Here is a 19,713-nt window from a genome sequence, read left to right as displayed (position 1 = left end):
ATTTATACCTAGTATCATGGTGAATGGTACGATGTTAGAAGATTCTTTTGACTATGAAAAAATTAAAATCCTTATAGACCAAGAGTTAGAGGAGAGTGAATGATGAAAGAAGCAGCAAAAGGTTTAATTAATAAACAGTTATTTCTTATTACGGTAAGAAAGGGCTAATGTTATTTCGGATTATCACCTAAACAGAGATTTTTAATATGATAAATATTTGGAATCTATGGTTAGTGTGTTCATTTTAAAGTATACTCTGTCGGTCGCCGTGCTAGACATTCCAATCGTGTTCTGGCTCCTTCGCTTGTGCTGGGAAGAACAAGTACAAGTGAAAGGATAGTCGTAATGTCCCCGTGTTTGCTCTCTGCAAATTACTAGTGCTGCAAAACCCACCTCGGCAATGGTCTGAAGTGGATTTTTAGCAGTTCAATATTTTTCACTTATCTGGTTTTGGATCCACACGATCAACATCACGTTTCGAAAGAAAGTATGTCAGGACGCCTGATAAGATTGCCCCTCCTGCGATAATCAGTATACGCGTTTGAAGTTGTATCGCTGAATAATCTTTTCCAAGTTTCCAAGTCGCTAAGATCGTAACACCAATCATAACCAGTATAACGATGTTGAATCGTTTCATAATGCCACCTCTTTTATCCAGTATTGTATCACATTCCTCCTTGTCCGTAGCTACCTTCGATGTCGGTTATTTTGCCAGTGGCGCTGACGGGGTAACTGAATAACGGTCCCCCTCAACGCTACTGACATTTGATTGAGTCAGCTTAATATCAGATATACTATTGATTTTATAACTATCCCATTTTTAGCTTTAATTCTAATTATAGCCTTTTCCTTGTTCAACTATCGAGCGCGATTCTTCAATAAAGAAGGTCGCTTTTTTCTTATTCAGTAACCTGCACTTCGTTTGAACCTTAGTTCGGACTGTCGATTGATCGAAGCGTTTGCTGCGATCTTAGCGACAGTAGAACGGGACTAACAATCAGTGGGGGATGAAGAAAACCCCCACTGATTGAAGTTTCACTTTATTCTTATATCTTACATTTCACCTCAAAGGGTGCGAAATGTGAGTTCTTAGGAGTCTGCAATGTAGGCTCTTTTGTTTTTGCCGTAAAGAAATAGAGTGACAATTCTTCAATTTAATTGAAATGAACCGATAAATAGACTAGTGATAAATTAGGTGAACATTCGTTCATTCAAATATTTTGTAAAAGTATCGACTTCAGATTCTTGTAAATAGATACTATTTCCAGACAACATTACAAAAAATGAGTAGAAAGAGGCTATGCAATGCGTAATTTTTTTAGGAATTTCAAGACTAGGTTATTCTTTTTCTTTGCTGTTATTTTAATCATTCCAGCTTTAATTGTAGGATCATTAGCTTATTTATCGGCTAGCAAGGCACTTCAAGGAGATATTATGAACAGTGCTGCTGAGAATATTAATCTATTGGATTCAATCATAGATAGTACGATTAATCCCAAAATACATGATGCTCAAACTTTTTCAGAATCTATTACTTCAAGATTTTTTGAGGGAGCAAGCAGTCAGAAATTAAGAGAAAAATTTACTCAATATGCTAACTTGCATCCGGAAGTTATAAGCATCTATATTGGGGCAAATGATGGATTGTTTGTTCAGGAACCACAAGTAACTACGGCCTCGGATTATGATCCCAGAAAAAGAGATTGGTATAAAGATGCCATAGAACGTAAAGGGGAAGTTCTTATTACCGAGCCATATATGGATGCTGGCACAAATGATCCGATAGTAACCGTTGCCAAGGTGCTAAAAGATGGTTCCGGCGTCGTGGCAATTGACTTAAAGATAAACTATTTACAAAAGGTAACGAATGAAATCAAAATCGGGAAAGAAGGGTATGCTTTTCTGCTAGATGGGAATAAGCATTATATTGCACACCCTACGAAAGAAAGTGGATCAGAAACAAAAGAAAGTTTCTTTGATACCATGTATAAAAGTGAAACGGGTACTTTTGAATATCAATTCGACGGTCAGGCAAAAAAAATGGCCTTTACCACCAATAAAGTGACAGGATGGAAACTGGGCGGTACTATACTTGCATCAGAGGTGGATGATTCAGCTTCTCCAATTTTTAAATCTACCTTAACCGTTTTAATAATCGCCATCATTATTGGGGCGGTAGTTGTTTATTTTATCGTACAATCGATTATCAGACCAATTAAAACATTAAAGGAAAGCGTGATAACTGTAAGTAAAGGGGATTTAACGGAGCAGATTAAAATAAAGTCCAATGATGAAATAGGGCAATTAGGAAATGCATTTAATGAAATGCAGGAAAGCCTTCGAACCCTCATACAAAAAGTCGAGCTTAGCTCAGAACAGCTTGCTGCATCTGCAGAAGAATTAACGGCAAATGCGGAACAAACGGGGATAGCTACCGAACAAGTCGCCATTTCGATTCAAGAAGTCTCAAGCAGTGCAGAGAAACAAACAAATGGCGTGGATAGAAATGCTGAATCCTTAAATGAGCTCACGCAAGGAATAGCGAATATTGCCGAAAGTTCATCCAACGTTGCCGAGCTGTCCTTACAAACAACCATGCAAGCAGAGGAAGGTGGGAAAGCTGTTCAAAATACCAAGGAACAAATGAAATCGATTCATCAATCGGTTATGGAATCAAATGCAATGATACAATCCCTGTATGAACGCTCTCAAGAAATTTCGTCCATTTTGGATGTCATTACAGAAATTGCCGATCAGACAAATCTCCTTTCTTTAAATGCAGCCATTGAATCGGCGAGAGCCGGGGAACATGGCAAAGGATTTGCAGTAGTAGCTGATGAAGTGAAGAAGCTTGCTAATCAATCTCAAAGCTCTGCGAAACAAATATCTGACTTAATCCAAGATATTCAAATGGATACATTGGATTCGGTTCACAAGATGGCTCAGGTTACAAATGATGTAGGAAATGGATTAACTATATCAGACGAAGCTTTTGAGAAATTCGAAGTCATTTTAAATAGTATGAAAGAAATAACGCCCTATATGGAGGAAGTTTCCTCTACGGCAGAGCAGATGTCTGCCGGAGTCCAAGAGGTTAGCTCAATAGCGAATGAACTTGCTTTCTTAGCAAAAGGAAATGCGGAAACTTCAGAAGAAGTGGCCGCCTCAACAGAGGAACAGTTGGCTTCTATGGAAGAGATTTCTGCATCTGCGAAGTCACTATCTTATATGGCTGAGGAGTTAAAAGCATTAATTGCAGTGTTTAAGTATTAAATGAATCCCCCTACTATGAGAAGCTGAAAGATCTTTTATGGCCAAGAACACATAGGAAGGGGGCTTCTCAAAAGTAAAAGGGTCAGACCCCATAGCCATCAAGCTAACAAGTCGGGAAGAGAAACCTTCCCGGCTTGTTAGCTATTGTATATTTTTTTATTGATAAAAGGGCACGAATTGTGATGTTTTTGTTAGACGCTATCAGATCAATTTAGAAGAAATCAGAAAAAAATGGAGGTCGATTCGGAATAAGCGCTTCAAGCTGTTCAATGCACGCTTCACTGCCTGCAATTAGCCCTGCTAAAACGAGCTCACGAGGGCGTTGATAGCCAAATAATACGGCTGTTAACGTATTAATAGATAAATGAATCCCAGCATCAGTATCATGAGCATTCAGGATTTGCCCCGCATGTAGCTGGACCGACTTTTGATTGTCTAACAGCAAGTCGTCCTCGATATGTAGGATCAAGCCTTGATCAATATGATTCCACTGGAAATCGTATTGGGCTAAAAAGGCATCTAAATCAACAATTCGAGCCATGAAATAAGGGGTTAGCTCGGCTTTGATTCGGGGTTCTTTTAGCATAAAATGCAGCGGGTCTCTTTCAAAAATGGTCATTTCAACTTGCTCGACCATAGAATCATGCTGGCAAATAAAGTTCCAAAGACTGATTCTGGCATTGCTAGTTAGTGCGATAAATTCAGTTACATTCATTTTCCTATTATGGACACTGTACATGAAATATCCGCTAGCATTTCCGTTATCATCATAATAAATCGCGATGAACTGATTACCATATGCACTATTTTGCCACCATGACCTTTCCCTAACAAGCATGCCGTTAAATTGCTCTGCATATTGTTCATAGACTCTTTCTATTTCAGCAGAATGATCCTCTTTCGTCAGTCGTTTTACTGTACCGTTAGGGTGATTTTTCATAATAAGGTCTGATTTATTCAATATGTATTTCATTCGGTTACTGAACAGTTCCCAGCCAAATTTTCGATAAAAGGGAACGGAAAAAGGGTGAAGTAAGGAAACGCTCATGCCTTGATCCTTGATTTGGAATAAGGCTTCTTTTAACAATTCTTTTACGAAACCTTTGCGACGATATTCTGGATAAGTAGCCACACCGGCAATCCCACCCATTTTCAGCTGATTGTTCCCTAGATAAATCGAAAGGGGGAGAAGATGGAATTTAGCAGCAAGCTGATCATTTTCGTTAATCCCATAAACTTGATGATGTTGTTTCATCGTTTCGATCCGTTCCTCTATCTGATCCTCCGCTATTTGAAATTGAAAGGCATACTCTGAAAGCTTCATGGCTTCTTTCAATTGGTTTTCGTTTAATTTGAAAACTGTCACGTTTAAAAACCCCTTTATTTTATTTTCTATAACTTCAGAATAACATGAACAGTTTAAGTCTAAAAATAATATCCTTTCACTTACTAAAATAATGGATTGAATAAACGATATAAGTAAAGGAGCTAGATTCTTTTTAGTCCTTTTTGTATGAAGGACATGGGGACTGGGCTTTGCGACTTACTAAAATAGTCAATCTACTTATCAGCTATACTTCGTTTATCGGAAAGCATCCAAAATTCTGAATCCGCACCGCCACCATTGTGATTAGGCGGGTGTAGCGTGCTTAATGATAGATCCTTCATAGTAACTGGTGGCGTTTTAACGTCATTCGGTTTTTTTTACAGCTGATGAGATACTCAAAAAAGGAGAACAACGATGAAAATTAAAAGCAAATTAATTCTTATTCTAATCATACTAGTGTTATCGATTCTAACAGTTGGGGGAATCTCTAGTACGATTACGAATAGAACAGTAGCGAAAAATGAAGATATTAGAAATAAAATGGAGATGCAAAAGACAATCATATCTATTCAATATCGGATAGCAGGCCTGTCAAATGATGAGCGGGCATTTTTGCTGTCGGGGGAGAATGATTATTATGAAGGTATGAAGGTGAAAGCAGAAGATATCGAGAAGAAAATAAAAAAGTTAAAGGGTTTGGATACGGATCAAAAGTATCAGCAATCAATAGAGAATTTAGCAAAAAATTTCACTCAATACTGGACGCTGAATCAGAAAGTCATCCAGTCTTATGCGAATCATGCGCAAGCAGCAAAAGAAACCCATTTTGGAGAAGAAAGAACACTAAGGAAAAACACATTAGACCCATCCATTAATCAATATGTCGATCAATTAGAAACAGAAGTTGCTTATTTAACAGAAGAAAATGATCACACTTCACAGTTTAGTAAAATGATTATTTTAGTGATAACAATCCTTTCATGCTTAGTGGGGTCTACACTTGGAATCATCCTATTATTTTCTATTATAAAACCATTAACGATCTTAAATGAACAGATGCGAGACATTGCTCAAGGTGAAGCAGACTTAACGAAAGTGATCAGGATTAAAAATAATGATGAGTTCGGTGAGTTTGCCGCAACATTTAATCAATTTATTACTTCACTTCGCGAAATCATCCAACACATTGGCAGGTCTTCTGAGCAGGTGGCCACTTCATCATATGAGTTCACTGCCAATGCTGAAGAATCCAAAGCTACTTCAGAAATCATTTCGACTGCGATGCAGGAAATATCAGATAGCAGCAATCATCAATCAAGTATGACTGAAAAAGGTTTGGACTCTGTTAAATCAGCCTTGTTAGGAATTGAAATGATTAGTTCGAATACGAGTACGGTAGCAGAGGCATCATTAAGGATGAAAAAACAAGCAGAAAATGGTTCTCGATCTGTAAGGCTGGTAGCAGAACAAATGGAAAATATTCACCAATCAGTCGACTTAGCAGGTGAAGGGGTTCATTCACTTTCAAATCGTGCACTGGAAATTAACAATTTCACTTCGATCATTAATGACATTGCCAATCAAACGAACCTACTTGCGTTAAATGCTGCTATTGAATCTGCCAGAGCAGGTGAGTCTGGTAAGGGATTTGCAGTGGTCGCTCAGGAGGTACGAAAACTAGCTGAACAATCCAATGACTCAGCGAATCAAATTAATGACGTTGTTCAAAGCATTCAGCAGGAAACTAGAGTAACTGTTGATAATATTAAGACCGTTAAACAAAATGTTTTATCAGGCTTGGAATTATCCACCGAAGCTGAAAGCCAATTTAAAGAGATCATCGACTTCATTGATCAAGTCTCTTCGCAAATTCAAGAAATTGCATCGGCCTCACAACAATTGAGTGCTGGATTTGGAATTGTTTCTCGTTCAATTGAAGAAATTTCTAATACAACAAAGGAATCCGCTGGTCATACAGATGAAATTGCAAAAGCGACAGAAGAACAGTTAGCGGCGATGGAGGAAATCTTATCTGCCGCATTATCCCTATCCTCTTTATCTGAAGAACTTGAAGAGTTGACATCAAGATTTAAAGTATAATCCAATGGAACATTCAATTTGTTCATCATTTTTTTTAAAATCTGTTGACTCTAACGTTACGTGATACCTTATAGTCAAGATCAGAGGGAGGGAAAAACAGACGATGAAAATAAAAGAGGTAGCTGATTTAGTTGGAATTAGTGTGCGCACACTCCATCATTATGATGAAATGGGGTTATTATCCCCTGATGCGATAACAGAATCGGGTTATCGATTGTATTCCAATGATAATCTTCTCACGCTGCAGCAAATTTTGTTTTTCAAAGAGCTCGACTTCCCTTTAAAGAAAATTAAAGAAATTATCAGCAGTCCCTCATTTAAACGAGAAGAGGCACTTGCCATGCATCGAAAACTGCTGCTTGAGAAGCGTAGTCGGCTGGATGCGATGATTAGGACAATTGATAAAACCATTTCTTATACAAAAGGAGAAATTCAAATGTCGAATCAAGAAAAATTCGCGGGCTTTGACTTTAGTCAAAATCCGTATGAGCAAGAAGCGCGTGAACGTTGGGGCGATGAATCCGTTGATCAATCCAAGACAAAACTAGGCAAAATGTCAAAAGCTGAACAAGCAGAATGGGGTAAAAAAATGAACGAAATCTACCGCAATCTTGCTTCACTTAGACATGAATCACCTGCATCACCGGAGTCACAAGCAGCTGTTAAAGAGTGGTATAACATTCTAAATAAAATGGGGAACTACTCTCTTGAAGCTTTCAAAGGACTTGGCCAAATGTATGTCGACGATGAGCGGTTCACAAAAAATATCGACCAATTTGGCGAAGGCTTAGCTATATTTATGCGTGATGCAATGGCTGTCTATGCAGACACGAATAAATAATAAAATGAAGGGGATGCCAAAAGGGTCAGACCTCACACTCTAAATACGGTTTATTGTGTCTTAAATCCGTTATATAAACTATATATAAGGGACGTGGGGTCTGTGTTATGGGACACCACCTTTTAATCTACACATAAAAGAAATTATTTGATATTCCTTATGTAATTATCCTGGTTCAATAGGCTGTAATCCCCCCTAAAAGAAGCTTCATTTTATTCATTGTGTAAATTCCTTTTCTTACCGATGATAATCATTGGTGAGAAGGTCCAAAATATAAAGGATGGTGAAAGTCATCAAATTGGTTGTGTAGGGGGAAAAAAATGGCGACGAGACAATCAGTAGAAAATTGCCTGCAGCAATGTGAAGAGGTTCTTCGGATTGCATCTGACGAGTACACACAAGGTGCCAAGCAAGAGCATTATAATGATGAGTCGTATATAGAAGCTCAAGGTTTACTACAGACTGCTGCTAATGAGATTGAAACTCTTGTTGCTAGTGGAAATCTTCAGCAAAGAGAGCAATTGAAACTCATGAGAAACCAAATTCAACAAATGCAACACAATATGATTGTGTTGAATCGCTAAAATATGAGACAAGGCTGACTCAAAACGAAAGAGGTCCGACCCACAATAAGTAGTGGCAGTCAGACCTCTTTCTGAGTCTTTTTTTACTGTGGTTCATGAAGATCCCAGGCTAATTTTAATGAATCGACAATATAATCGGCAACTTCGCAAGCCTCAAGATTGTCTGTTTCTACCTTGGAATTGTGCAGCGAATAGATTGGTTTCCTAGAATAGAAAAGCTCTTCAATTTCTTCAATTGAACGCCCTTGCAATACTGGACGACTATCGATGATCAGGCTGATTCTTTCCTTCCACGATTCCCAAGATAAGTCTAGATAAATCACAATACAATGTTCTAAACAAACTTTTCGTATCTCTTCTTGTAAAAAAGCCCCTCCACCTACAGAGATGATTTTCAGGCTTTGTTTACTGAATGCGCTGATTACATTTTTCTCTTTTTCACGAAATGCTTTTTCGCCAATATTTTGGAAAATTTCAGAAGTTGCCATGTTGTATTCTTTTTCAATTTCTTGATCTATATCAATAAAATCCCGATACAATTTCTTAGCAACCATTTCACCGATCGTTGTTTTACCAACGCCCATAAACCCAATCAACACAATGCTTTTTTCTCTAAGTCTACTATTGTTAAGATTCATTCCACTGCCCTCATTTCAACTCTTCCTTTTTTAGATCATTGTTCGACAAAACTACATGTCACTATTGTAAAGGATTTGTTTAATGGATAACACTGTATTTTGAGAATCTTGAATAATTTTAATTTGACCCACTCTTAACGGACAGTAAGACCCCCATCTCAAGATTCTGAGTATGCAAAAGAAGATAGGTGGGGGATGAGGAAACCCCCCGCTGATGGAAGTTTCACTTTATTGCAAGGAGGTAAGTAAGTGCCAATAAATTGAAGAAAGAAGGAGCAACTTAGCCGAATTAACAGTCAATTATGTAAATGTACATCCACCTAAAAAAGTATTGCGCGCCCCGAAGAAAACCTCTAAACTAGGGTAGTTGTTGAAATATATATAGAAATCAGGTGCATAATGATGCCGCGTGCTTTATGGGTTTTAATTATTGGAATGACCCTGAATGTGACTGCTTCTTCGTTTTTATGGCCTTTAAATACAATCTATCTTCATGATCATTTAGGAAAAACGCTATCGATGGCAGGGCTTATCTTGCTTGCGAATGCCCTTGCAAGTGTTGTCGGCAATCTTTGTGGTGGTGGACTGTTTGATAAGATTGGCGGGTACCGGACTGCGATGGCTGGCGTGATTATAACATTATTGTCTTCGATTGGAATGGCTTGGAATCATGAATTTCTGCCATACGTGATCTTTTTAACGATTTCAGGATTTGGGACAGGTATCGTGTTTCCAGCTATTTTCGCAATGGCTGGTACCGTTTGGAAGGAAGGCGGTAGAAAATCATTTAATGCTGTCTATGTTGCCCAAAACTTTGGTGTTGCAGTAGGTTCAGCTCTTGGCGGTGTAATTGCTTCTTATTCTTTTGAATATGTCTTTATTGCCAATACTGTGATGTACGTATTATTTTTCCTAGTTGCATGGATTGGTTTTAGAGGGATTCAAGGGGATGCAGCGTCACAAACGTCCATCCTTCACGAAAAACAATCGAAAACCACTTCTAATAAAATGCTCATTCCGTTGCTTGTTTTATGTCTTGGCTATTTCTTGTGTTGGATTGGCTATGTTCAATGGCAGTCCACAATTGCAGCATATACACAGGAAATAGGGATTTCACTCAAGCAGTACAGTTTGCTGTGGACAGTCAACGGTGCGTTTATTGTACTTGCGCAGCCGCTCTTGGCACTTGTTATTAAATGGTTTGCGAAAACATTGAAAGTACAGCTAATTGTCGGCATGATCATTTTCATTCTTTCGTTTGCAGTGGCAGCTAGGTCAAGCAGCTTTGCTGGATTTATGACGGCTATGGTGATATTAACAATTGGTGAAATGTTCGTTTGGCCAGCGGTTCCTGCTGTAGCAGGTGAGATTGCGACAAAAGGGAAAGTGGGTCTTTATCAAGGGATTGTCAACAGTACGGCTACAGGTGGTCGAATGATTGGACCGCTGCTAGGAGGATTCCTCGTTGATACGAAAGGAATGGATATGATGTTTGCTGTATTAACCATATTTGTCGTATTAGGGATTGGAACTGTCTTCGTGTTTGATAAAATGCAAAAAAAAGTAAATGAAGGAAAAGGCGCAATTGTTCCCCTGAAATAAGGAACATTTTCCATATGACATGCATATATAAAGAAAAACATGATCATAATAGGAATGAGCGCTTGCTTTTCCTATAGAAATTCACTAGAATGACTATATAACTAAATATTCTAATATAGACAGTGATGAGGAGTAGTACCGATTAGAACCTGTGTAGAGAGTTGACGGATGGTGCAAGTCAACCAGGAGTGATCGCGAACTCGCCTTTTGAGTTTCAGGCATGAAGGATTAGTAATGCCTGACGTTCATCCACGTTACGGATTTGGAGCGGGGCGATGGTTACAAGTCGCCAATTTGGGTGGTACCGCGGGTCGATTAGATACATAATCCTCTCGTCCCTTTTTATAGGGATGAGGGTTTTTTTTATGGACTTTTATTATGAAATTGAGGACCGATGAGGTTTTTTTAAAAATGAGGAGGAAACACAATGAGTTTTAAACATAGGTCGATTGAGAAGAAGTGGCAAAAGTATTGGGAAGAAAATAAAACGTTTAAAACGGGTGAAGAAACCGGCAAACGGAAATTTTACTCGCTTGATATGTTCCCGTATCCATCTGGGGCAGGTCTTCATGTTGGTCACCCAGAAGGCTACACAGCGAGCGATATTTTAGCACGGATGAAACGGATGCAAGGCTATAATGTGCTTCATCCAATCGGTTGGGATGCATTTGGTCTCCCGGCAGAGCAGTATGCACTTGATACAGGGAATGACCCGGCAGAATTCACGGAGCATAACATCAACACATTCCGCCGCCAAATTAAGGCATTAGGTTTTTCTTACGATTGGGATCGTGAAATTAATACAACAGACCCAGACTATTATAAATGGACACAATGGATTTTTACGAAGCTTTTTGAAAAAGGATTGGCGTACATTGACGAAGTAGCGGTAAACTGGTGTCCGGCGCTTGGCACGGTATTGGCGAATGAAGAAGTCATTGACGGATTAAGTGAACGTGGAGGACATCCAGTTGAACGCCGCCCGATGAGGCAATGGGTCTTAAAAATCACAGCCTATGCAGACCGATTACTTGACGATCTTGAAACGGTCGATTGGCCAGAAAATATTAAAGATATGCAGCGCAACTGGATCGGCCGTTCCAAAGGAGCTGAAGTGACATTTAATATTGACGGTCATGATGATACGTTTACAGTCTTCACGACTCGTCCGGATACTCTTTTCGGTGCAACCTATGCAGTCTTATCACCGGAGCATCCGTTTGTTGATACGATTACTACGCCTGAGCAAAAAGCTGCAGTTGAACAATATATCTCAGAAGTGAAAAATAAAACCGACCTTGAACGTACTGAGTTAGCAAAGGACAAAACAGGTGCCTTTACAGGTGCTTATGCAATTAACCCCGTTAATGGTGAAAAAATGCCAATCTGGATTGCAGATTATGTATTAATGAGCTATGGAACAGGTGCTATTATGGCAGTACCGGCTCATGATGAGCGTGACTATGAATTCGCAGTTAAATTCGACTTGCCAATTAAAGAAGTCGTAGCGGGTGGGAACGTGACGAAAGAACCGTACACAGGTGATGGTCCGCATGTGAATTCTGAATTCCTAAACGGCTTGAATAAAGAAGACGGTATTTCCACGATGATTAAGTGGTTGGAGGATAAAGAAATCGGTACGAAGAAAGTAACATTCCGTCTTCGTGACTGGTTATTTAGCCGTCAACGTTACTGGGGAGAACCGATTCCGATCATCCATTGGGAAGATGGTACAACTGAAGCGGTAAAAGAATCTGAGCTTCCGGTTCTTTTACCGAAAACGACAGACATTAAGCCATCCGGTACAGGTGAATCACCACTTGCAAACATCCATGATTGGGTGAATGTAACCGATGAAAATGGCAGAAAAGGTCGTCGTGAAACAAACACGATGCCACAATGGGCAGGTAGCAGCTGGTACTTCCTACGTTATATCGATCCAAACAATACAGAAGCGATTGCTGATCCAGAAAAATTAAAAGAATGGATGCCAGTCGATATGTATATTGGTGGAGCCGAGCATGCGGTCCTTCACTTATTATACGCTCGTTTCTGGCATAAATTCTTGTACGACATTGGTGTTGTTCCAACATCTGAACCGTTCCAAAACCTTTTCAACCAAGGAATGATTCTTGGAGAAAATAACGAAAAAATGAGTAAATCAAAAGGAAACGTAGTAAACCCAGATGATATCGTCGATAGCCACGGTGCTGATACACTCCGTCTATATGAAATGTTTATGGGACCTTTGGAATCATCGATTGCTTGGTCTGAGAATGGACTTGATGGCGCCCGTCGTTTCCTTGATCGTATTTGGCGTTTGCTTGTTAATGATGACGACACAATCACCGACAAAATTGTCGATACAGATGACAGCGGTAAGCTTGAGAAAGTGTATCATCAAACGGTGAAGAAAGTTACGGAAAACTACGAGGATTTGAAATTCAACACAGCTATTTCACAATTAATGGTCTTCATTAATGATGCATACAAAGCGGACACACTTCCGAGACCATATATTGATGGCTTCGTGAAAATGTTATCACCGGTTGCACCACATATCGCTGAAGAGCTTTGGGAAAGACTAGGGCATACAGAAACAATCACATACGGCACATGGCCCGCTTATGACGAAGCAAAAATGATTGATAACGAAGTCGAAATCGTGATCCAAATTAACGGCAAAGTAAAAGCAAAACTAATGGTGCCAACAGACACAACGAAAGAAAAACTAGAAGAAATCGCCATGGGCGAAGACGCAATTAAAGAACAAATCGATGGAAAAACTGTACGTAAAGTCATTGCGGTACCGGGTAAACTTGTTAATATCGTTGCGAATTAAGTAAAAACTGACTCACTTTCAGACCGTAATTAGTCTGGGTGAGTCGTTTTTTTTGTTTTTTATATGATTAAATCATCAGTGCTGGTTTTTCTTAAGGGGGCATAAAAAACATCCATGAGCATCTGCTCTAAAACTAAAACGATGAAAAAAGTTCAGGTTCTCACATTGTATCACCTTATGAAGGTGGTGGTGGGAAGCGGATTTTGCGAAGCCCCGCCCCTTTTTCACAGAAAAAAGTATCCCGTAATAGAAGTGAACGGAATGCTTTCTAAAGGAATGTTTTAAGCGTTTTTTCATAAAGTGATAACCTTGGATTTAAAGTGTGAAGGTTATCATCTGGTAGCTAATTAAGAATGAAGATATAAATAAGATGAGATTTTTATCTTATAGTGCGTATCGGTTTCATAAAATTGACAAGACTATTCAATCGGCATCCAAACCTCAATCACATCTTCTGTTGCTCCTACTGGATAAATATACTTCTCAAAGTTGGGTGAAAATCTAAATTGGATATCTGATCTCTCATGCAAAGCTTGGAATGTGGGTTTGATTCCTGGAATGCCGCCCTCCACTGTAGCAACGATATAGCGTCCCGCCTCTATTTTCACTTTTTCCCTATCAGAACCTTCTGCTAAATCTTGGATGCCTGCAATATAGTGGAGTTTCCCTTCACGATCAAAATCTACGCAGACACCATAAAACGTTTCAACAGAAATGTTCTCGGTCGTTAATGTCGCATTCAACTTGTCCCATATTTGTGGGATTTCAGCCGTAGAACCCACGTATTTATAGCCTGTCACCCAAAACTCTTCAATCGTTTCAAACCTTGTTTTCATCACGATTTCCTCCATATTTCTCATGTAACTTTCCAGTCTCTATGTTATACTTCACATTTTAACACAGAACACATCCATGAGTATCTGACCTAAAGCCCAGCGATAAAAAAGGTTCAGGTTCTCAAATTGTATCACCTTATGAAGGTGGTGGTGCGGAGCTAATTTTGCGAAGCCCCGCTCCTTTTCTACAAAAAATGTCTAATTCATTTATCAAAAATTCGTCACGATTCTTAAGGTGAATCTTGGTAAGTTCCTTTACCTATCTATGTTTCAGTTAATAATTCATGATTCATTAAGAAATACTAATGATCAAAGGTATTACAACGATTGGAATTATTTTTCAACCATACAAACCTTTTGAGCGCAAGGAGGATATCAATGAGTAAAGGGAAGGTATTGATCGTCGAAGATGAAAGTAAAATTGCCCGTCTCATTCAATTAGAACTTGAGTATGAAGGATATGAAACAGGAACAGCGCGTACAGGGTTAGAAGGGTTCAATATGTTTCAACAAGAGAAATGGGACCTTCTTTTATTAGATGTGATGTTACCTGAATTAAATGGACTCGAAGTGTTAAGGCGTATTCGTTCAACGGATGACCAAATGCCCATTATTCTATTAACGGCACGTGATGCACTGCCCGATAAAGTAAGTGGATTAGATTTAGGTGCCAATGATTACATTACAAAGCCATTTGAAATTGAAGAATTACTTGCGCGTATTCGCGTATGGCTACGTCTTCCATCAGCATCACCAGAAGACATGACTTCGTCCTCTCTTAAAATTGGCGATTTAACGATAGACCCAAAGACGCGTGAAGTGCGACGAGAGAATCAATCAATTGAGTTGACGCCTAAAGAATATGATTTACTAATGTATTTAATGGAAAATCAGAATCAAGTTTTAACATTTGATCAATTGTTAACGAATGTATGGGGATTTGATTATTTCGGTGATTCCAATGTTGTCTATGTATACATTCGGTATTTACGAAAGAAGATTGACACACCATTTCTAACTCCTTATATTCACACAGTTCGTGGTGTTGGATATATGCTAAAGGAATAATATATGAAGTTACAAACGAAAATTGTTTTTACATCAACCCTTTTAATTTTTATTCTTTTGGTCGTTGCTAATAGCTCGGTTTATTTTATTTTTAAAAAAACGATGACTGATAACGCCATTGAACGGCTTCAAGTAGAAAGTAAAAATATTGTAGAGGGATTAAAACCAGCAAGTAATCCAGCGAGTAATCCAGCCACTTTATTACGAGCGTATTTACCTCCTAATGGAATGGTTCGTATACTTCCTCCAAAAGGTAAACCGTTGCTTATCGTTATTAGAGACCAAACTGAACTGAATACTCTGCCATATTCGTACAAGTCATTTGAACAAACGACCGTAGAAAACTTTGGTAATCATTTATACGCCGTTTCACACTCACCGATTATTTGGACAAATGGCGATGTCGTGTCACTTGAAGTGACGGAGCCATTAGAAGATGTTGAGGATTCTTTACAAATTTTAAAATTCATTTTATTTGTCGCTTCCCTTGTTATTTTAATCCCAACTATCTTGGGTGGTCGTGTATTAAGTCAAGTCATCTTACGGCCGATTAAATCACTTATTCAGACAATGGAAGAGATTCAGGCATCACGGACTTTCAAAAAAATCAAACGTGATACAAAGTCAAATGACGAACTAGATAAAATGGCGAATACATTTAACAATATGATGGATTTATTGGAGGAAAATTATAAAAAACAGGAGCAATTCGTATCAGATGCCTCCCATGAATTAAAAACGCCACTTACTGTTGTAGAAAGTTATGCCAATATGTTAAAGCGTTGGGGAATGAAGCGCCCTGATATTTTGGAAGAAGCAATCGAAGCCATTCATTCCGAGGCCATTCGAATGAAGCAGCTAACGGAACAAATGTTACTCCTTGCTAAAGGCGATGAACAATGGGAGATGCATATAGAGGAAGTGGATATAAGTTTAGTCTGCAGTGATACAGCAAAGCATCTACAGTTTGCCTTTAAGAGAACGATTTCGATTGATGTACAAACAAATAATCCGATCATTCGTGCAGATGAAAAAAAGGTCAAACAGTTACTCTATATTTTAGTAGATAATGCAATTAAATATAGCGAAAAATCCATTGACATTACGATTACTCGCCGTGCTTCTTCCTTATTCATCGCTATTAGGGATTATGGTATTGGGATTCCGAAAGAAAATCTAGCACATGTATATGAACGATTTTTTCGAGTAGATAAAGCAAGGACGAGAGAAACAGGCGGAACAGGATTGGGATTGCCTATTGCAACAAGAATTGTCGCTGCTCATAACGGGAAGATTCATATGGATAGTGAAGAAGGACAAGGTACAACAGTCACAATTGAATTACCACTTTAAATTTTTTAAGGGGATTCTCAGACTTCTCTAAGAATGCTATGCTACACTATGTTTCAATAACATGTGGAGGTGAAAGAATGAAGAAGATCGCATTGATAATATCCTTCATTCTAATCATTGGTTTAGGTGGCTGGTACGGTGTTAAAGAAGCATTTACTACTCCGAGTTCTATCCTTCCAGAAGAGAATGTCAGTCAGATGATCCAACAGAAATATGGAGGAACAATTGAGAATATTAGTGTTTTTCAAGAAAAGGATAAGCTCAATTATTCCGTTAAATTGCTAAAAGATCAGATTCCATATCAGGTAATTGTCAATGGACAGACAGGTGAAGTACTTGCAATGGTAAAACAATCGACTTCACAAATTCCTACAGAGCAAACGCCTGTAGCACAAGAACCTGCAACACCAAAAATAAATCAGCAGGCACCAATAGCTAAATCAAATAAAAACAATCAAACAAGTCCTTTTTCAAGCGATGCGGTTCAAATTACAATGGATCAAGCGATAGAGATCGCTTTAAATAAATTTCATGGAACGATTCATGAAGTCGAATTAGGGGAAGAAGATGGCCAGCTTGTTTACGAAGTTGAAATCAAGCAATCGGAGAACAAGAAAGCAGAAGTTATAATTAATCCTTACTCTGGGAAAATTGAGTCCATTTCAGTTGATACGCACAATGATAAGGATAAGGATGATTAAAAGTGTAGCGTTTTGCTACACTTTTTTTGCGATAAAGAAAAATACTCTTTCTGTTAAATTCTTTTGTTTTAAGGGTCTGCAGATGGTATGGTTTCTCAATCTATAACTTCATTGATTTTATATAAAGATGTTCTTCAGTAGCAGTATGGCAACTATTAGACCATTGATAATAAAAACTATGAATGATAGATGGGGGATAACTGCACGTAAAAGCCCGATTGGTGAGATACAGTGAAACTTGCCGATAAATGAGCAGAGGTTTAGTAGAAAGGGACGAACAATCAGTGGAGATGAAGAAACCCCCACTGATTGAAGTTTCACTTTATAAAAAAAATTCTTTTCTAAGGGAATTCTAAGATTCTTTTTCATAATCTTTAAACTTGAGACGTTATGATATAACTATCAAACAAGCAGGAGGCTGTAAACGATGAAATTAGCAGCAATAGTATTAACAGGAGTTTTAGTTGTTGGTGGATTAGGAGTGGGTGCTTATGCAATGGCAGCAAACCAACCGTCGACTAAAACTATGAATATAATATCCAAAACAATTAGTGTTGATAGAGCAAAAGAGATAGCTTTAGGCGTATCTAAAGGTGGTCAAGTAACGAAAATTCACTTAGATCAAGATCACGGAATTAAACAATACGAAGTAGAGATTGTGAATCAAGATACAGAATATGACGTGGATATTGATGCATCGACAGGCAACATATTAAAAGTTGAACAAGATGTTCGGGATCAAGGCGATATGGATGATGAAGACATCAGCACACTCAAGAATGTATCGCCAACCATATCAGTAGAAAATGCAAAGAAAACAGCGTTAGCAAATGTGAAAGGGACTGTAACCAAAACAAAATTGGATAACGATCACAACCGCTTAGTTTACGAAATTAAACTAATGACAGACAACGGCAGTGAAGCAGAAGTGAAAGTAGATGCAACAACTGGAAAAGTGGTCAAAGTTGAAATTGAAGGTGAAGATAGTAGCGCACTCCAAAATGTATCGCCAACAGTGTCAGTAGAAAATGCAAAAAAAGTAGCATTAGCAAGAGTGAAAGGAACGATAACTAAAACCGAATTAGATAGCGATCACAATCGCTTAGTTTATGAATTCAAATTAATAACCGATCAAGGCCGTGAAGCAGAAGTGAAAGTGGATGCAACGACTGGAAAAGTTTTGAAAGTTGAATTGGATGATTAATCGATTGATATGTTAAATGAGGAAAACAATTTGGAGGAATGGTAAAGAGTGAGTATATTGTGAGGCTCCCCCAACTAGAAGAAATATGAGGGCTAGCCAACAGAATAGATATGAATTTCTCCAAAAAGAGGTTGTCCCATAACGAAAGGGTCAGACCCCAACATCTACTATATATCGTTTATATGGATGTAAATATGACCTAATAAACGATGTATAGAGTGTGAGGTTAGACCCTTTTGGGACAAACTATTTTAGATAAATGAATGTAGGGATAGAATTCTTTTTTACTATAATTTAGGTAAAACTTTCCTTGCTCCTAAGAACATCCAAGTAGTGAGAACGAAAGGCATTGTCAGTGCTGGTAGACCATAAGGTAATAGCCATGTCGTTACGCCAGCAGTAACTGGGACAGTCACACAAGCTGCAATGATTCCTGATATAGGAGCAAAAGAATGACGATCTTCACGAAAGACAAGTGCTACAGCTATACAAGTTAAGATCGCATTATATCCATATAGACCCATGAATATTAAGGAGTGTTCTCCACCTAATCCGTATGATGTAAGCAATGCAACTCCGTTTCCTAAAATGGCAAATAAGCCAAACTTCCAACCAGCCCAGAAAACAGCAATAAATAAAAGAGCACCGCAATATGGATTATCTAGGAAAAAGATTTGTCCAATACCGGTAAAAGTCCCTTCCAACCAATTTGTTGCCCCTGCTATATTAAGTTCCCAGTTTGCTAAATCTTGTGGCACCAATCCAGTCGTTAATTGGAACGCTTCTAATCGATAAGAAACAAGTAGCGTAAACCAAGTCACTACGATAAAGGGAAATGTAAGAATTGGAATTGCTATGTTTTTCATAACATGCATTAAAGCAGCTGTTAAAATGGCCGCTACGGCAGCTCCAACTAATGCAATGACGAACCGTGAAGGCCCCGTTAAAAACAATGTTAATGCAATTCCAGTTAGCACAGAATTATAGCCAAACAAACCTTGATTCACACTATCCTCATCGGCTCCTCCCAATTTGCCAATCAGAGTACCAATAATGGAGGATATTAGAGCAATTACCCCCAAATAATACGAATAAATTGTAAGGGATAGTAGAATGATTAATCCAGTAATGACATTCTCAATCAAGATAACTTGAGAAATTCCTTTCAGTGATGCCGAAATTAGGGAAAGAAACGTTCCCTCTGTTAATGTAGCATTGTTGTTCTTTTGCATAATGCTCACCTCTCGCTGGAATTTTTGATCGTTTTAAATCCACTTGAATCTTTTTCATAAACTTTAAGAAAAACCATTCTCCTCTGACACATAACATGTTTCTGTCATGTAT

The 19,713-nt window shown here is 38.4% G+C and carries 15 protein-coding genes and 1 other annotated feature; of the genes, 10 read left to right on the top strand and 5 right to left on the bottom strand.

Going from position 1 to position 19,713, the window contains the following annotated elements:
• Nucleotides 1-436: 436 nt before the first annotated feature.
• Entirely contained in the window at nucleotides 437-637 is a 201-nt protein-coding gene (locus AC625_RS19995; RefSeq protein WP_049682895.1) for a hypothetical protein, read from the bottom strand.
• A 668-nt stretch (nucleotides 638-1,305) separates the two neighbouring features.
• On the opposite strand from AC625_RS19995, the gene AC625_RS19990 reads away from it, so the two are divergent.
• Nucleotides 1,306-3,273 carry a methyl-accepting chemotaxis protein gene (locus AC625_RS19990; protein WP_049682894.1) on the top strand — a complete coding sequence of 656 codons (1,968 nt, stop codon included), beginning with the start codon at nucleotides 1,306-1,308 and terminating at the stop codon, nucleotides 3,271-3,273.
• A 211-nt stretch (nucleotides 3,274-3,484) separates the two neighbouring features.
• On the opposite strand, the gene AC625_RS19985 is transcribed toward AC625_RS19990, so the two are convergent.
• Nucleotides 3,485-4,639, bottom strand: a complete 1,155-nt coding sequence (locus AC625_RS19985) for a GNAT family N-acetyltransferase (RefSeq protein WP_049682893.1) — start codon at nucleotides 4,637-4,639, stop codon at nucleotides 3,485-3,487.
• Nucleotides 4,640-5,014: 375 nt separating this feature from the next.
• On the opposite strand from AC625_RS19985, the gene AC625_RS19980 reads away from it, so the two are divergent.
• The 3 genes from AC625_RS19980 to AC625_RS19970 all read left to right on the top strand — a co-directional run bounded on the left by AC625_RS19980 (nucleotide 5,015) and on the right by AC625_RS19970 (nucleotide 8,125).
• Nucleotides 5,015-6,700, top strand: coding sequence for a methyl-accepting chemotaxis protein (locus AC625_RS19980; protein WP_049682892.1), 1,686 nt, complete (start codon nucleotides 5,015-5,017; stop codon nucleotides 6,698-6,700).
• Nucleotides 6,701-6,803: 103 nt separating this feature from the next.
• Nucleotides 6,804-7,541 (top strand): MerR family transcriptional regulator, encoded by a 738-nt coding sequence (locus AC625_RS19975; protein WP_049682891.1) that lies wholly within the window; start codon nucleotides 6,804-6,806, stop codon nucleotides 7,539-7,541.
• Between the two features lie 320 nt (nucleotides 7,542-7,861).
• The gene (locus AC625_RS19970) at nucleotides 7,862-8,125 is read left to right on the top strand and encodes a DUF2524 family protein (RefSeq protein WP_049682890.1); all 264 of its coding nucleotides are present in this window, start codon (nucleotides 7,862-7,864) and stop codon (nucleotides 8,123-8,125) included.
• Between the two features lie 83 nt (nucleotides 8,126-8,208).
• Here AC625_RS19970 and AC625_RS19965 read toward each other — a convergent pair whose 3' ends face one another.
• A complete protein-coding gene (locus AC625_RS19965) occupies nucleotides 8,209-8,763 on the bottom strand; it encodes a shikimate kinase (protein WP_049682889.1) in 555 nt (184 codons plus the stop codon).
• A 402-nt stretch (nucleotides 8,764-9,165) separates the two neighbouring features.
• On the opposite strand from AC625_RS19965, the gene AC625_RS19960 reads away from it, so the two are divergent.
• Entirely contained in the window at nucleotides 9,166-10,365 is a 1,200-nt protein-coding gene (locus tag AC625_RS19960) for an MDR family MFS transporter (RefSeq protein ID WP_049682888.1), read from the top strand.
• Between the two features lie 113 nt (nucleotides 10,366-10,478).
• Nucleotides 10,479-10,708: a binding site (T-box leader), on the top strand.
• 84 nt (nucleotides 10,709-10,792) lie between these two features.
• Nucleotides 10,793-13,207 (top strand): leucine--tRNA ligase, encoded by a 2,415-nt coding sequence (leuS, locus tag AC625_RS19955; protein ID WP_049682887.1) that lies wholly within the window; start codon nucleotides 10,793-10,795, stop codon nucleotides 13,205-13,207.
• A 419-nt stretch (nucleotides 13,208-13,626) separates the two neighbouring features.
• Here the strand turns inward: leuS and AC625_RS19950 are convergent, their stop codons facing one another.
• The gene (locus tag AC625_RS19950) at nucleotides 13,627-14,043 is read right to left on the bottom strand and encodes a GyrI-like domain-containing protein (RefSeq protein ID WP_049682886.1); all 417 of its coding nucleotides are present in this window, start codon (nucleotides 14,041-14,043) and stop codon (nucleotides 13,627-13,629) included.
• A gap of 378 nt (nucleotides 14,044-14,421) precedes the next feature.
• On the opposite strand from AC625_RS19950, the gene AC625_RS19945 reads away from it, so the two are divergent.
• The 4 genes from AC625_RS19945 (at nucleotide 14,422) to AC625_RS19930 (ending at nucleotide 18,369) form a co-directional block, all read left to right on the top strand.
• Nucleotides 14,422-15,111: a response regulator transcription factor gene (locus tag AC625_RS19945; RefSeq protein ID WP_049682885.1), complete on the top strand. Its 690-nt coding sequence runs from the start codon at nucleotides 14,422-14,424 to the stop codon at nucleotides 15,109-15,111.
• Nucleotides 15,112-15,114: 3 nt separating this feature from the next.
• Nucleotides 15,115-16,464, top strand: a complete 1,350-nt coding sequence (locus AC625_RS19940) for a sensor histidine kinase (protein WP_049682884.1) — start codon at nucleotides 15,115-15,117, stop codon at nucleotides 16,462-16,464.
• Between the two features lie 77 nt (nucleotides 16,465-16,541).
• The gene (locus AC625_RS19935; protein ID WP_049682883.1) at nucleotides 16,542-17,165 is read left to right on the top strand and encodes a PepSY domain-containing protein; all 624 of its coding nucleotides are present in this window, start codon (nucleotides 16,542-16,544) and stop codon (nucleotides 17,163-17,165) included.
• Between the two features lie 427 nt (nucleotides 17,166-17,592).
• Entirely contained in the window at nucleotides 17,593-18,369 is a 777-nt protein-coding gene (locus AC625_RS19930) for a PepSY domain-containing protein (protein WP_049682882.1), read from the top strand.
• 287 nt (nucleotides 18,370-18,656) lie between these two features.
• Here the strand turns inward: AC625_RS19930 and AC625_RS19925 are convergent, their stop codons facing one another.
• Complete coding sequence (locus tag AC625_RS19925) at nucleotides 18,657-19,601, bottom strand: urea transporter (protein WP_049682881.1); 945 nt, start codon at nucleotides 19,599-19,601, stop codon at nucleotides 18,657-18,659.
• Nucleotides 19,602-19,713: the final 112 nt, after the last annotated feature.

Source organism: Peribacillus loiseleuriae (assembly GCF_001183985.1).
GTDB lineage: Bacteria > Bacillota > Bacilli > Bacillales > DSM-1321 > Peribacillus > Peribacillus loiseleuriae.
Note: the sequence above shows the minus strand (reverse complement) of the source record. Positions and strands in the feature narration are given on the sequence as shown.